Genomic DNA, 14,699 nt, shown 5'->3' with positions numbered 1-14,699 from the left:
CGGCGGGCGCGGCGGGCGCGGTGGGCGCAGCAGGCGCGGCAGGCGCGGTGGGCGCAGCAGGCGCGGCAGGCGCGGCAGGCGCCGTGCCCGTGCCCGCCGCCTCGTCCAGCAGCCCGAACGCCTCCCGTGCCGTCGTCGTGCCCTCCGTACCGGCGTGGAACTGGCTGCCCAGCGCACGCAGCGGCAGATACGCCTCCGGGGCGAGCAGCAGCACCGTCAGCGCGGTCGTCAGGTCGAGGGAGCCGTGGAGCAGGCGCAGGCCCACCGGGACGGCGATGAGGGCGAGGGACAGGGTGGCCACGGTGTCCAGCACCAGGGTGGACAGGAAGGTGATGCGCAGGGTGCGCAGGGTGGCCCTGCGGTGGGTGTCCGCGACCTCGGCGACGATGCCCTCCTGGGCGTCGGCGCGGCCGAAGGTGCGCAGGGTCGGCAGCCCGCGCAGGGCGTCCAGGAAGTGGCCGCCGAGGTGGGCGAGCGCCGCCCACTGGCGGGCGGTGGCGTCCCGGGTGTGCAGGCCGACCAGGGCGCCGAAGACCGGGATGAGGGGCAGCGTGACCAGCAGGATCGTCGCGGCGAGCGGATCGTGCAGCAGCATCGCCACGAGCACGGCGGGCGGTACGAGCGCGGCCACCAGCATCTGCGGCAGATAGCCGACGAGGTACGGGTCGAGGGCGTCCAGGCCGCGGGTGAGCAGGGTGCTGATCTCCCCGGTGCGGCGGTCCTGGGCGTCGTAGGCGCTGCGGCGGGCGGCGGCCCCGAGCAGACCGGTGCGCAGTTCCAGCTTGATCCCGGACGCGGCCCGCTGCGCGGCGGCGGCCCGCACCCACCCGACGAGGCCCCGCGCGACGACCGCGGCCGCGACCCAGGTGACGGCGGTGGCGGTGGGACCGCGCCCGGTGAACACCTCGCCGAGCAGCCGGGCCAGGGCGAGGGCCTGCCCCACGGTGCCCGCCGCGCCGAGCAGGACGGCGGCCGTCACCAGGACCGCCGTCGTCCGGGTCCGCGGGGTCAGCGCGAGCAGCCGCCGCCGCACCACCCGGTCGGACAGGGCCCCTCCGCCGGCCGGGGGCCGGCGGTCCGCCGGGACCTCGCGGTCGCCCGACGCATCCCGGTCGCCCGAACCGGAGGCCTTCCGGTCACCGGAGGAACCCCGGCCGCCCGGACCCGTGGGCCGGTCGTCAGGTGACCGGTCCTTCGGTGCGGGCGGCCGGGTGCCGGGCGTCCCGTCGGCCGCGCCCTGCCGGCGGGACATCAGAAGTACGCCGGGGATCGGTCGTCCGCCTTGGCGCGGTGGGCCCACCACTGCATCGCCTGGAAGGCCAGCAGCACCGGCAGGACCAGCAGCACCACGGGTCCGACGACGGCGAGGGTCGACGGGTCGGCGGCGGCCTCGGCGACCGAGACGTCCTCCCCGGCGCCGGCGCTGCTCACCAGGGCCTGCGGGAAGTGCGCGGCGCCCAGCAGCAGCACCGGCGACAGCGCGGCGAAGCCGCTGACGAGCAGGGCCTTCCAGCCGGCGGACGCGATGATCCTGGGCGCCAGGAGCAGGGCGGCCAGGGCGGCCAGGAACAGCAGGGCGGTGGGCAGGGGGTTGAGCAGGCCGTCGCGTACGGTGCTGTCGGCGACGGCCACCAGTGCCGTCAGGGCGGCGAGGCCGGCCGCGGCTGGCGCCAGCCGGCGGGCGAGGCCGGCGGCCCGTCCGGCGACGCTCCCCTCGGTGCGCACCGCGAGGAACACGGCCGCGTGCAGGGCGAAGACGGCGACGGCGGTCAGCGCGGACAGGATCGCCACCGGCTGCAGCAGCACCGCGGCGTCGATGGGGAGGTGGCCGTCCTTCACCGGGATCGCGCCGATCAGCACGCCGCCGAGGAGCCCCCACATCAGGGCGAGCGTCAGGCAGGCGAACCGGACCAGGGCGTCCCAGCGGCGCAGGGAGCGCTCGCCGGAGCCCCGGCGGCGGAACTGCGTCGCGGCCTCCCGCACCAGCAGCGCGGCGACGGCGCACACGATCACCGGGTACACCCCGCTGATCACGCCGGACTCCAGGCCGGGGAAGCCGCCGAGGGTGATGCCGGCCGCGGCGACCAGCCAGACCTCGTTGCCGAGGAAGAACGGTCCGGTGGCCGCGGCGACCGTGCGCCGTTCGGCGTCGTCGCGGGCGAGCCGCCCGCCGATGATCCCGGTGCCGAGGGTGATGCCGTCCAGGGCGAGGTAGCCCGCCAGGAAGAGCCCCAGCAGCGCGTACCAGATGTTGTGCCACACGTTGAACTCCCGGTGGGTAGGGCGCTGTGGAGAGCCGTCAGAAGGTCGGGACGGAGGGCGGGGGCGAGGAGGCGGCCGGGGCCGGCTCGCCGGCCTGCCGGGGCAGGTCCGCGGCGGTGTCCTCGGACTTCTCGCCGGGGGCGCGGCCGAGGTGCGAGCCGTCCGGGCCGCGCCGGGCGAACCGCAGGAGCAGGGCCCAGTCCACGATCAGCAGGCCGACGACGAGGGTGCCGAAGACGAGCAGCGAGGTCAGCACGGTGCCGAAGCCGAGCCCCGGGGTGACGGCGTCCTCCGTCTTCAGCACGCCGTAGACCGCCCAGGGCTGGCGTCCCACCTCACGGAAGATCCAGCCGGAGACGTTCGAGACGTACGGCAGGACGAGGGCGGCGGTGAGCAGCCACAGCAGCACCTTGCGGCGGATCAGGTTGCGCTTGATCATGAACAGTCCGCCGGTCACGGCGATCAGCATCATGAACAGCGCCGGGATGATCATGACGAATTCGGCGGTCTGGCTGAACCCCGGCGGGAAGTAGTTCCCGGGCCCGAACTTCTCCGTGAAGGTCTCCACCAGGGCCTGGGCCCGGTCGGACCGTTCGCCGTACTTGGTGGGGGTCTGCCGCACGGAGTGGTCGATCTGCCAGCCGCCCAGCGCGGCCGTGGCCAGGATGAACACCGGGGCCAGTGGCAGGGCCAGCTTCATCGAGGACCAGAAGAACTCGTCGTGGCCGGTGCGGCGGCGCAGGTGCCAGGCGCTGACGGCGATGATGAAGAAGGACCCGGTGACCACCGCGGCCGCGAGGATGTGGGCGGACGCGGACAGCGCGTTGGGGTTGGTGAGCAGGGCGGTGAAGTCGGTGAGGCGGACCGTGCCGTCCTTCGTCTCGTAGCCCACCGGGTGGTTGAGGAAGCCGTTGGCGGTGAGGACGAAGAAGACCGAGGCGTACGCGGTGAGCGCCACCAGCCACAGCAGGACGGTGTGCAGGGTGCGGCCCATCCGGTTCCAGCCGAAGATCCACAGGCCGAGCAGGGTGGATTCGGCGAAGAACGCCACGAGGGTCTCGATGGCCAGCGGCGCGCCGAAGACGTTGCCGACGAAGTGGGTCAGCCCGCTCCAGGTGAGGCCGAACTGGAACTCCATCACGATGCCGGTGCCGATGCCCATGGCGTAGTTGATGACGTAGAGCTGGCCCCAGAAGCGGGTCTGCCGGCGGTGGGTTTCCTTTCCGGTGACCGCCCAGCGCGTCTGCATCACCACCAGGTAGGTGACGAGCCCTAGCGTCAGCGCGACGAACAGATAGTGGGCGATGGCGGTGATGGCGAACTGGAGCCGTGCGAGTACGAGCACGTCGTCCACGATGGTTCCCCTCGGTCGGCTGTGAAGCCGTCGGTCGTGTGGTGGCTTGCGTGGTGATGCGGGTGGATGGACGGCCTTCCCACTTCAGCCGGAGCCGGTGGAGTGCGGCTCGCGGCGTGGTGGAGTCGTGGTGGAATCCGGCTCGAGCGGGCGGGCCGGGGTCCCGGCTCGCAGTTCGCGGTTCGCAGTTCGCAGTTCGCAGTTCGCGGCTCACGGCTCACGGCTCACGGCTCACGGCTCGCAGTTCGCGGTTCCCGGTTCCCGGTTCCCGGTTCCCGGTTCGCGGTTCGCGGTTCGCGGTTCGCGGGAGTTTTCCGGCTCCCCCGCGGCCGTCCCTGCGTCGGGGCGGCCGGGGGGCGTCGGGCGCCCCTGTGCGGGGCCGACTGTTCCTGAGTGGTGGTCAGGAACGGCTGTCAGGAGTGGCTGGAGTAGGCGAGTTCGTCGTGCTCGATCGCCATCTCGTCGGTGTAGACGAGGTCGAGGTAGCGCTCCCCCCGGTCGGCCAGCAGCGTCAGTACGCGGCTGGGGCGCGGGAGTTCGGGCAGCAGGGTGTCGATGGCGGCGACCACCGAGCCGGAGGAGCCCCCGGCGAAGATGGCCTCCTGGCGCAGCAGCCGGTGGCAGCCGCGCACGGCGGCGGCGTCGTCGATGTGCACCACCCGGTCGATCTCGGCCGGGGTGAGCAGTTCGGGTACCCGGCTCGAACCGACGCCGGGCAGCATCCGCGGGCCCGGCGGCGTACCGAAGATGACCGAGCCGACGGCGTCGACCGCGACCACCTGCAGCGCCGGCCAGACGCGGCGCAGTCCGCGGGCGAGGCCGTGCAGGGTGCCGGTGGTGCTGACGGCGGCGACCAGGACGTCGACGGGGTCGGGGCAGTCCGCGATGACCTCGCGGGCGGTGGTGACCGCGTGGGTCTCCCAGTTGAGGTGGTTGGCGTACTGGTTGATCCAGACGGCGTCCGGGTCCTCGGTCAGCAGGTCCTGCACCCGGGCCAGCCGGGTGTGCAGATAGCCGCCCGCGGAGTCGGGTTCGCGGACCATCTCGATCTCGGCGCCGAACTGGCGCAGGATCCGCAGGTTGGTCCGGGAGGCGTTGGGGTCGACGACGGCGGTGAACCGCAGTCCGTGCCGTACGGCCACCATGGCGAGCGCCACCCCGAAGTTGCCGGAGGTGCTCTCGACGATGTGGGTGCCGGGACGGATCATGCCGTCGCCGATGCCGCGCTCCACGATGTAGCGGGCGGAGCGGTCCTTGACGCTGCCGCCGGGGTTGAGCATCTCGAGTTTGGCGAGGACCTCGATGTCCCGCTGCGGGAAGAGCCGGTCGAGCCGGACGAGCGGGGTGTTGCCGACGCAGTCGGTGATGGAGTCGTGGATCACGCCGGCTCCCGTCGCGCGGTGGGGGTGTCGTGCGGGCGGGCGCCGAACAGGGCGCGGCACCCGTCGAGTCCGTGGAGGGTGGTGGGTACGTCGGCGGCGGGGCCCAGCTCCCACTGGGCGCGGGTCATCCGCCAGCGGGTGAGGACCACCGGTTCGCCCTTGCGGGGGTGGATCTCGATGCCGTCCGGCTGGTAGCCGAGCTTCTTGTTGACGGCGAGGGCGGCGGCGCCGTCCTCGAACACGGCGGAGGTGGCGTACCGGGCGCCCAGCCCCTCGAAGGCGAGGCGGAGCGCCGCGGCGCGCATCTCGGTGCCGATGCCCCGGCCCTGGTGGCCGCGGGCCAGCCAGCTCTCGGTGGCGATCTCGCCCAGGACGGGGAATCCCCTGGCCTGCAGGCCCTGGACGCCGACGGGCCGGCCGTCGAGGAACACGGCGAGGCCGAGGTTCCAGTAGTCGGGACGGCTCAGTGCGAGCCCTTTCCACAGGTACTGCAGGACGCGGCCGGCGACGACCTGGGGCAGTGCGTTGCTCCAGCCGCCCTGGAACGGGGTCGCGTCGGGGGCGTGGATGCCCTGGTCGGCGACGAGTTCCGCGAGGGCGCGCAGGTCGCTCTCGTCGGGGACGCGCAGTTCCAGCCCGGGGGTGGTGAGCCGGAGCCGGAACTGCGGCGCCCAGACCGCGAGTGCGGCACGGCCGCCGCGGGGGGCCGTCGCCGGGCCGGGGCCCGGTGCCTGGTTCGGTGCGCCCGGTGTGGTCCGGGTGCTTTCAGCGGTGTTCTCTGCCATGGGGGAATGCTCCGCAGACGGTCTCAACGGGTGGTGGAAGACGTCTCGACGTGCGGACGGGCGGTGACCGGGGGCTCCGGCACGGCGGCCCCGGAGGCCGGGGCCCCGGTGGCGGGGACGCGCGCGTCCCGGTGGCCGCCCGAGGTGAGCCGGAGGGTGCCGATCACCAGGCCGGTCAGGATGACGACCGGCCACAGCACGTCGGGCAGGGCGCCGACGGCGCCGCCCAGGCCGAGCAGCACGAACGCGCCCGCCCGCAGCCGGCGCAGCCGCGCCGGTCCGGGCGCCGGCACGGCGAGCAGCACACCGGCGATCACCAGTGCCCCGCAGGCCGCCGGGTCGAGCACGCCGAGCGCGTCGAAGGCGTCGCCGAAGGCTCCGCGTACGGCGGCCAGCGGCGGGACCACCCAGAACCAGGCGAGACCGGCCGCGGCGAGCCACCCGGCCGTCCGCTCCGGGGTGGCGTGCCACGGGCGCCGCATACCGCGTTCGGCGAGGTCGACGGCGTTGAACGGGCCGTACAGCACGGGGCGCCGGCCGAGCACCAGCGCGGGCAGGGCGGCCAGTTCGATTCCTCCGTATCCGGTGATCCCGGCGGTGAGGACGGAGAACTCGACGTAGAGGGCGACGCCCAGGGCCGGTGTGTCCGGCAGCACGCCGATCGGGTAGAGCAGCATCGGCAGCAGGAACAGGGCGCCGCCGGGCCACCCGGCCAGGCCGTGACCGGCGCCCCGGGTGAGCAGCGGACGGAGCAGGAGCAGCAGACCGGTGTAGCCGGCGGCCAGGACGACGGCCGTGGCGGTGGCCGTGAGCAGTGCGCCGCCGCCGTGGTCGGGGGCCTTCGTGGTCAGCAGGTGTGTCAGGGCCGCGGCTCCGGCCGCCACGCGCACCGCCCGTCCGACGGGCCCGGCGTCCCGCCCGAGGACGGGAGCCCGGCGCACGCCCGGGGTGCGGGCCGGGCTCACAGCTCGACCCTCACGCCGTAGCGGCGCAGCCAGTCGTTCAGGCCGAGCAGCATCTCGACGTTGGCCCGTGCCACCCAGGCCCGCATGCCGCTGTCCAGGACGGACGGGTCGTCGATGAGGGCGCGGACGCCGGCGGTGTCGGCGAGCGGGGCGGCCGGTGCGGACGGGTCGGCGAGCAGGGCCGCCATGCCGTCGCACAGGGCGTGGCCGTAGGCGGGGTCCTGGGTGACCGGATAGGGGCTCTTGGCGCGGTTGACGACGTCGTCGGGGAGCAGGTCGGCGACGGCGGCGCGCAGCAGGGACTTCTCCCGGCCGTCGAAGCTCTTCATCGACCACGGCACGTTGTAGGCGTAGGTGACCAGGCGCCAGTCGCAGAACGGCATCCGGGTGCCGAGTCCGGCCGCGGCGCCGAGCGACTCGTCGTGGGAGAGCAGGGTCTCCAGCCAGCGGGTGAGGTGGAAGTAGGTGATCTCCCGCATCCGCAGGTCCTGGCCGCTCTCGCCGTCCAGGCGGGGCACCTGGGCCATGCTGGTGGCGTAGGCGTCGGCGCAGTAGCCGCCCAGGTCGAGCTTGCCGAGCAGGTCGGGGGCGAGCAGGTCGCCGCCCAGGCCGTGCTTACCGCCGCCGAAGCGGGCCATGGCCACCCAGGGCAGGGTGGGGGCCTCGACGAGTTCCTTGTTGTGCACCCAGGCGAAGCCGCCGAAGACGGCGTCCGCGATCTCGCCGAGCAGGACGGAGCCGACGTGCTCGCGCACCGCCCGGCACAGCAGGTGCAGCGAGGTGTTCATGTTGCCGAGCGGGCTGGGCACGTCCTTGGCGCGCAGGACGGCGGCCCGCACCGCCGGGTCGATGATGTCGGAGGTGTCCAGCACCAGGTCGGTGTGCTCGGTGCCCAGGTGCCGGACGACGGACTGCACGAACGGGGCGTCGGGGCTGCCCCAGATCTCGTCCTGCTTGAACTCCTCGGCGGAGTCGAAGGAGACGGTGAAGGTGCGGACGGTGCCGCCGCCGCGCTGGGCGAGCGCCTGGTGGGCGAGGGCGGTGACGGCACTGGAGTCGATGCCGCCGGAGAGCAGGATGCCGGGGACGGCGCCGGTGCCGAGGCTGCGGCGCACCGAGTTGCCGAGCAGGTCCCGGACCCGGGCGATGGTCTGCTCCTGGTCGTCGGTGTGCTCCTGGGCGGTCAGCTCCCAGTAGCGGTACGCCGTCCTGCGGCCGCCGCGCGCCAGGCGCAGGACGTGGCCGGGCTCGACCTGGGCGAAGCCCTTGAGGATGCCGTGTCCGGAGGTGCCGGCGTAGGAGAACAGCTCGCGCAGGCCGTCGGCGTCGATGACCGGTTCCACGGCGGGGTGGGCGAGGATCGCCTTGCGTTCGGAGCCGAACAGCACGCCGGAGGGCAGCGGGTAGTAGTAGAGGGGCTGGTTGCCGAGCCGGTCGCGGGCGAGCACCAGTTCCTGGTCGCGCTCGGACCAGATGGCGACGGCGAAGGCGCCGTCGAGGTGTTCGGCGAACCGCTCGCCCCAGCGCAGATAGGCGCGGCCGACGAGTTCCGCCTGGGTGGTGGGGCGGCCGGTGACGCCGAGGTCCGAACGCAGCGCGTCCGTGTCGTACAGCACACCGGTGACGGCGGCGGCCAGGACCGTACGCCCGGCCTCCTCGAACACCCAGGGCTGGCGGGGGGCTCCGGTGCCGTCCTCGTCGGACCACCGGGTGCCGACGGCGGCGTGCTCGGCGAGCCACAGCCGCTCGCCGTCGGGGCCGCGCTGGGCGAGCGCGGCGGTCATGGCGAGCAGCGTGGGCCGCTCGCGTCGCAGATCCCGCTCGTGATCGATCCATCCTGTGATTCCGGACACGGCGTGGGCTCCTCTCGATGGGGAGCCACAGGCTGGCCGGGGCACCTCAAGTTTCCCTGGACGGCCTCTCCAGCGGCCCTGCGGACGATGCCGCGCGGACCGGATCCGCGGACAACGGGGTCCGGGCACCGGTACCGGAAGGGAGAGTGGCCGTGGGCAAGGAGCCCGAGGAACTTCAGGAGCGGCCCGGGAGGCCGACGGACGGACGGACGGACGCGGCGGACGCGGCGGATGCGGCGGATGCGGCGGATCCCGTCGGCACTGCGGATGCGGGCGACGCGGCGGATGCGACCGACGCGACCGACGTGCTGATCGTGGGCGGCGGGATCACCGGACTGAGCTGTGCGCTGTTCCTGCGCCACCACGGGGTGCGCTGCGTGCTGGTGGAGCGGCACGCGTCGACCTCGGTGCATCCCCGGGCGTGGGGGTGGTATCCGCGGACGCTGGAACTGCTGCGGTCCGTCGGGGCGGAGGAGGCGGTCCTGGAGGCCGCCGCCGGGTACGCGGAGCACCGGCGTCAGGCGACCGTGGAGTCGCTGACGGGACGCGAGGTGAAGGCGGTCATGCTGCCCGCGCCCGGCGACCTGGGCGCCGTCACGCCGTCCCGGCAGATCTCGCTGGGCCAGGACCGGATGGAGCCGATCGTCCGCGAGGCGGCGGACCGTGCCGGGGCGGTGCTGCGCTTCGGCAACGAACTGACCTCCTTCGAACGGCCCGAGGGACCCGCCGGGCCGGTCGTCGCGACGGTCAAGGACCGGGACACCGGCGCCGAGCGGCGGGTGCGGGCCCGCTGGCTGGTCGCGGCGGACGGCGGGCGCAGCCCCGTACGGGAGACGCTGGGGATCCGGCGCGTGGGCCGGGGCACGCTCCAGCACCAGGTGAGCATCCTGTTCCGTGCGGATCTCACGGGCCCGCTGGCCGGCCGCCGGTTCTCCATCTGCCAGATCGAGAACGACGAGTTGAAGGGCGCCGTCCTGGGCCACGACGACACGCTGCGGCGCGGCACCCTCATCCTCCAGTACCGCCCCGAACGGGGCGAGACGCCCGAGGACTTCACGACCGGGCGGTCCGTGGCACTGGTGCGCTCGGCCGTCGGCGACCCGGACCTCGACGTGGACGTCGTCGGCGTCCTGCCGTGGGAGCTGGCCGCCCTGTCCGCCGAGCGGTTCCGGGACGGATCGGTGTTCCTGATCGGGGACGCCGCGCACGTCGTGCCGCCGATCGGCGGCTACGGCGCCAACACCGGTATCCACGACGCGCACAACCTGGCCTGGAAGCTGGCGTCGGTACTGCGCGGCGAGGCGGGCGAGGCACTGCTCGACAGCTACGACGCGGAGCGCAGGCCGGTCGCGGAGGCGACCCTCGAACAGGCTCAGTTGCGGTTGCTGGTGCGGTCCGGACGGGCCGACGAGGAACAGCGCCGGGCCACCGCGGACGTGCTCGCGGTGATGCTCGGGCACACCTACCCGTCGGCCGCGGAGCCGGGGGCGCGGCTGCCCCGGTTCCGGGACCCGGCGGAGCTGGCCGGCGAGCCCGGGACCCGCGCCCCGCACGTACCGGTGCTGCTGCGCGGTGGCGGCGAGGGCGACGGCGGCCGGGAGGTTCCCGGTTCGCTGCTGGACGTGTACGGCGGCGACCCGGCGCCGGTGCTGGTGCACGGCGGCGGGACCGCCGGCGGCGACGAGCCGGTGTGGGCCCGCGCCGCCGCCGAGGCCGCGCGGCGGGCCGGGGTGCGTCTGCGTACCGCCGGGTTCGGGGTGGGGCTGCGGGATCGGTCGGAGCGGGGCTGGCACGAGCGGTACGGGGTGCGGGCGGACGGTGCCGTGCTGGTGCGCCCCGACGGCTTCGTCGCCTGGCGGTCGGCCGGTGTCCCCGCGGACGCGGCCGGCGCCCTGACCGGTGCCCTGCGCCGCGCCCTGGCGCGGGAGGAGGAGCCTGCCTGACCGCACGCGGGCAGGGGAAAGGGCCGCCGTCCTCGTGGACGGCGGCCCTTTCGCCCGTACGGGCTACGGGGTACGGGGTATGGGTGCGGGTCCTACGTCACGGTGAAGTTGGCCATCATCGCCATGTCCTCGTGCTCGAGGTTGTGGCAGTGGAAGACGAACTTGCCGGTGTGGTCGTCGAAGCGGACGAGGAGGCTGAGCTTCTCGTTGGGCGCCATGCGCGCGGTGTCCTTGAGCCCGACGTCCTCGGGGTTGACGTTGGTGGAGCCGCCGCGCTTGTACACCTGGAACGGTGACAGGTGCAGATGGATGGGGTGGTGGGTGGTGGAGGTGAACTCCCAGATCTCGACCTCGCCGCGTTTGACGTCGGCCCAGCTGCGGTCGGTGCTGAACGGATGGCCGTTGATCTTGTAGACCCAGTGGCCGTCCTCGCGGTCGCGGCCCAGCGTGAAGGAGCGGGTGCGCACCGCCTTGGCCGGGTCGAGCCGTTCGACGGTGGAGAGACGGGACGGTACGGAGGTGTTGTCGGTGATCTTCTCCCCCACGACGAACTGCATGATCTCCGAGGTGGAGCCGTCGCCGAGGCTGTTCTTCATGGTGATCTTCGTGCCGGGCTTGTACTTCCCGAAGTCGACCACGACGTCGAAGCGTTCGCCGGGGACCAGGTAGAGGGAGTCCATCTCCTGCGGTCCGGCGAGGAGTCCGCCGTCGCTGCCGATCAGGGTGAAGGGCTCACCGGAGTCCGGCTCGGGATCCAGTTTGACGCGGTAGCGGCGGGCGTTGGAGGCGTTCACCAGCCGCAGCCGGTAGCGGGCGCCCTTGACCGCGAGGCGCGGCCAGGGCACGCCGTTGACGAGGACGACGTCGCCCTCCATGCCGTTGTGCGCGTCGCCGGTGACCCCGGGGGTGGTCTTCAGGGTGGGGTCGATCGACGGGTAGGCCAGGGAGCCGTCGGACTCGAAGGCCCGGTCCATGATCATCACGGGGAGGTCGCGGTCGTCCTTGGGCAGCGGCAGCGCGTCCTCCTCCTCGTCGTGCACGAGGTAGAGGCCGGCCAGGCCGCGCCAGACCTGCGGGCCGGTGAAGTCCATCCGGTGGTCGTGGTACCAGAGCGTGGCGGCCCGCTGGGCGTTCGGGTACGTGTAGGACCGGGTGCCCTCGGCGGTCGCGCCCTCCATCGCCAGGCCCGAGTGGTGCTGGTGCGCGGCGGCCTTCCAGCCCGAGGTGGGCAGGACGAGGTCGGTGGGGTAGCCGTCGCTCGTGGCGGGCGTCTTGCCGCCGTGCAGGTGGGTGACGATCGGCACGGGCAGGTCGTTGGTGGTCCTGACGACGGCCGTGCGGCCCTTGCGGACGCGGAAGGTGGGGCCGGGGAAGGTGCCGTTGTAGCCGAATATCTCGGTCCGCACACCGGGCAGGATCTCCACGGTGGCGGTGTGCGCCCGCACGTCGAAGTAGTCCGTCGTGCCCTCCGAGGAGGTCGGCCGGATCACCGGGGGCACCTTGAAGGGGAGGCTGAAGCGCTCGGGCAGCGGTACGTCCCCGGACTGGACGGCCCCGTCCCCGCCACCGGCGCTGTCGCAGCCGGTGGCGAGGGGCAGGAGCAGCCCGGCGGAGGTGACGCCGGCGGCACCCAGGAAATGGCGTCGGGAAAGAGTCATGGGTTTCCTAGTCGATGACGATGAGGGAACGGTCCAGCGTGGTCAGGAGCCGGTTGCCGTCGGAGGTGACGACGAAGGGGTCCTCCACATGGACGCCGCCCAGCCCGAACTCGTAGTACGGGGTTTCGGAATTGACCACAGTTCCGTCTTCGATGACGTCTTTGTTGCCAAGTGCGATCAGTACGGGTTCGTAAATCTCCGCGCCGATGCCGTGCCCGACGTGGTGCCGGCGGTAGTGCGGCACTCCGGCGGCCCGGACCGCCTCGACCGTGCGGTCGAAGAGCTCGCCGCCCGTCATCCCGGGTTTGGCGCTCTCCAGCGCGGCCTGTTCGCCGGCCAGCATCGCCGCGTACACCGCGGCCAGCCGGGGCGCGGGGGCGCCGAAGCTGGCGGTGCGCGCGATGTCGGACCAGTAGCCCCGCCAGGTGCAGCCCGCGTCGAACCAGATGGAGTCGCCGCGGCGCAGCGGGGTGTCGGCCGGCCGGGTCTGGCCCAGGACGCCCTCCCGGCCGAACTTGATCAGCGTGAACCGGGACCGGCCGCCCTCCCGGGCGACGGCGGTCTCGAACTCCCGCACCATGTCCCGCTCGGTGACGCCCTCGGCGGCGATGCCGAGGGCGGCCAGGACCCCGGCCTCGGCGATCGCCGCGGACCGGGCGAGCCGGTCCAGCTCCGCCTCGCCCTTGACCTTGCGGACCTGCTGGAGCAGCGCGGCGGCGGGGCGCACCTCGGCGCCCGGCAGCGCCTCCCGGAGCCGGTCGAGGAAGCCGAGGGGCGCGGCGTTCTCGTCCACGCCGATCCGGGCCTTCGCGAGACCGGCGCCGGTGAGGATCCGCACCAGCGCGGCCAGGGCGTCCGCGGCGGGCGGGGCGTCCACGCCGATCTCCTTGAACCGCTCCTCGCGGGCGGTGAGTTCCAGGTCCTCGGGCAGCACCCGGTGGAAGGTGCCGTAGGCGACGACGCCGCTGAGCGCGGTGGTGGCGTCCAGGAACTGGTCCACGTCGCCGCGCGAGCTGGCGAAGTACGGGGCGTCGGGGCGCTCCCGGGTCACCACGGCCAGGGCCCGGCTGCTGTAGGGGTGGTTCTGGCCGCCGACACTGGAGATACCGGTCAGGTACAGGACGTTCTCCGCCGAGGTGGCGACCAGGGCGTCGAGCCCCGCCTCGTCGAGGTGCCGGGCCAGGCGCCGGGAACGCGGGCCGGCGCCGGACGCCTCACCGACGGTCGCGTCACCGGTCGCGCCGCGGGGGGCCCCGCCGCCGGCCGTCACAGCGCGAGCCTGACGCGGTAGTGGTCCAGCCACATGTTCAGCTGGAGCATCAGTTCCACGTCGGCGCGGGCCATACGGTCCTTGGTGAGCCGTTCCAGGCTCGCGGCGACCGCGCCGGCCGCCTCCAGGTCCATGATCTGCCGCACCGGCGCGGCCGGGTCCGCCAGCACGGCCTTCATCGCCCGCTGCAGGCCCGCCGGGTAGTCGGGGTGGTGGGAGACCGGGGAGGCGCTGCGGTGCCGGTTCAGGACCGACTCGGGCAGCAGGTCGGCGACGGCCGCGCGCAGGATGCCCTTCTCGATTCCGCGCCGGTTGTGCATCTCGTTGGGGATGTTGTACGCGTACTGCACCAGCTCGGGGTGGTTGATCGGGGTGCGCAGCTGGAGTCCGGCCGCCGAGTAGGAGCCGGCGTCGATGCCGAACCGGGTGTTCATGAGGTAGGCGACGCGCCGCATGTGGCGCTGCCACTCGTCCTCCTCGGGCAGGTACTCCACCTCGGCGACCCCGGTCGCGTACACGTCGCGGTAGTACGTCGGGAAGTCGAGGGCCGCGAGCGCGTCGGCGTTGAAGAGGCCGGTGCCGAAGCCGTTGGCCGCGCCGTGCTTCTGCGCGAGCGCCACCCACGGGAAGGTGCCGGACAGCACCAGGTCACGGTGGGTGAACCAGGTGGCGCCCTGGAAGTACTTGTCGCCGCCGTACCCGGCGAAGACCACCTTGCAGCCCTCCTGCGCGGCGCGCTGGACCGTCAGGTACTGGGCGGTGTCCATGTCGTACTGGCGGGTGGGGAAGTCCTTCGACTTCAGCATGCCGACCCGGACCAGCGGGTCGAGGATGTCGCCGGTCTCCAGCTCGACCGTGGTGTGGTCGGCGCCGATGTGCGCGGCGACCTCTTCGGCGAAGGGCGTGTCGTGCGTGCTGCGCATGACGTCGGCGCGGAACTCGCTGCTGCGGAACTCGATGGTGAAGGAGCGCAGGCTGCCGCTCTGCGAGCGGGCCAGCGCGTCGGCGGCCAGGCCCGCCACGGCGGAGGAGTCGGCGCCGCCGGAGAGCATCACCAGCAGCTGGGAGGGGTCCTCGGTCAGGTTGTCCTCGACGCTGCGGGTCAGGATGTCGCGGACCTTCGCGACGGTCGTGTCGTAGTCGTCGGTGTGCGGCTGGGTGCTGATGCCCCAGTACTTGGTGCGCTTGAGGCCGTCGCGGCCCCAGCGGGCGATCTCGGCGGCGCCG

General features: G+C 73.5%; 11 protein-coding genes. 1 reads left to right on the top strand and 10 read right to left on the bottom strand.

The genetic code is table 11. From position 1 onward, the window contains the following. The 7 genes from AOK11_RS32795 to asnB all read right to left on the bottom strand — a co-directional run. Positions 1 to 1,252: ABC transporter transmembrane domain-containing protein (locus AOK11_RS32795; RefSeq protein WP_240497578.1), on the bottom strand; the 1,252-nt coding region annotated here is incomplete at its 3' end. Further along, complete coding sequence (locus tag AOK11_RS32790) at positions 1,252 to 2,262, bottom strand: cytochrome d ubiquinol oxidase subunit II (protein WP_055597313.1); 1,011 nt, start codon at positions 2,260 to 2,262, stop codon at positions 1,252 to 1,254. The genes AOK11_RS32795 and AOK11_RS32790, both read right to left, overlap by 1 nt. Positions 2,263 to 2,299: 37 nt before the next feature. After that, positions 2,300 to 3,616, bottom strand: a complete 1,317-nt coding sequence (locus AOK11_RS32785) for a cytochrome ubiquinol oxidase subunit I (RefSeq protein ID WP_063793560.1) — start codon at positions 3,614 to 3,616, stop codon at positions 2,300 to 2,302. Between the two features lie 413 nt (positions 3,617 to 4,029). After that, on the bottom strand, positions 4,030 to 4,998 hold the full coding sequence (sbnA, locus tag AOK11_RS32780) for a 2,3-diaminopropionate biosynthesis protein SbnA (protein ID WP_055597312.1): 969 nt from the start codon (positions 4,996 to 4,998) through the stop codon (positions 4,030 to 4,032). Further along, complete coding sequence (locus tag AOK11_RS32775; RefSeq protein WP_079035238.1) at positions 4,995 to 5,783, bottom strand: GNAT family N-acetyltransferase; 789 nt, start codon at positions 5,781 to 5,783, stop codon at positions 4,995 to 4,997. The genes sbnA and AOK11_RS32775 overlap by 4 nt, the downstream gene beginning before the upstream one ends. A gap of 23 nt (positions 5,784 to 5,806) precedes the next feature. Continuing rightward, on the bottom strand, positions 5,807 to 6,748 hold the full coding sequence (locus AOK11_RS32770; protein WP_055597311.1) for a DUF6410 domain-containing protein: 942 nt from the start codon (positions 6,746 to 6,748) through the stop codon (positions 5,807 to 5,809). Continuing rightward, positions 6,745 to 8,601 carry an asparagine synthase (glutamine-hydrolyzing) gene (asnB, locus tag AOK11_RS32765; protein ID WP_063793559.1) on the bottom strand — a complete coding sequence of 619 codons (1,857 nt, stop codon included), beginning with the start codon at positions 8,599 to 8,601 and terminating at the stop codon, positions 6,745 to 6,747. The genes AOK11_RS32770 and asnB overlap by 4 nt, the downstream gene beginning before the upstream one ends. A gap of 152 nt (positions 8,602 to 8,753) precedes the next feature. Here asnB and AOK11_RS32760 point away from each other — a divergent pair, with 152 nt between their 5' ends. After that, positions 8,754 to 10,544, top strand: a complete 1,791-nt coding sequence (locus AOK11_RS32760) for an FAD-dependent oxidoreductase (RefSeq protein WP_206188973.1) — start codon at positions 8,754 to 8,756, stop codon at positions 10,542 to 10,544. Between the two features lie 92 nt (positions 10,545 to 10,636). Here AOK11_RS32760 and AOK11_RS32755 read toward each other — a convergent pair whose 3' ends face one another. The 3 genes from AOK11_RS32755 to AOK11_RS32745 form a co-directional block, all read right to left on the bottom strand. After that, on the bottom strand, positions 10,637 to 12,202 hold the full coding sequence (locus AOK11_RS32755; RefSeq protein WP_055597310.1) for a multicopper oxidase domain-containing protein: 1,566 nt from the start codon (positions 12,200 to 12,202) through the stop codon (positions 10,637 to 10,639). Positions 12,203 to 12,209: 7 nt separating this feature from the next. After that, positions 12,210 to 13,472 carry a M24 family metallopeptidase gene (locus AOK11_RS32750; protein WP_079035236.1) on the bottom strand — a complete coding sequence of 421 codons (1,263 nt, stop codon included), beginning with the start codon at positions 13,470 to 13,472 and terminating at the stop codon, positions 12,210 to 12,212. Continuing rightward, the coding region (locus AOK11_RS32745; protein WP_055597309.1) for an asparagine synthase-related protein at positions 13,469 to 14,699 on the bottom strand (1,231 nt) is incomplete at its 5' end. The genes AOK11_RS32745 and AOK11_RS32750, both read right to left, overlap by 4 nt.

The organism is Streptomyces hirsutus, assembly GCF_001418415.1.
Taxonomy (GTDB): Bacteria; Actinomycetota; Actinomycetes; order Streptomycetales; family Streptomycetaceae; genus Streptomyces; species Streptomyces hirsutus.
Note: the sequence above shows the minus strand (reverse complement) of the source record. Positions and strands in the feature narration are given on the sequence as shown.

Excerpts from the sequence above, each read along its gene's own strand:
- AOK11_RS32755 (WP_055597310.1), bottom strand. The coding sequence starts at position 12,202 with ATGACTCTTTCCCGACGCCATTTCCTGGGTGCCGCCGGCGTCACCTCC.
- AOK11_RS32775 (WP_079035238.1), bottom strand. The coding sequence starts at position 5,783 with ATGGCAGAGAACACCGCTGAAAGCACCCGGACCACACCGGGCGCACCG.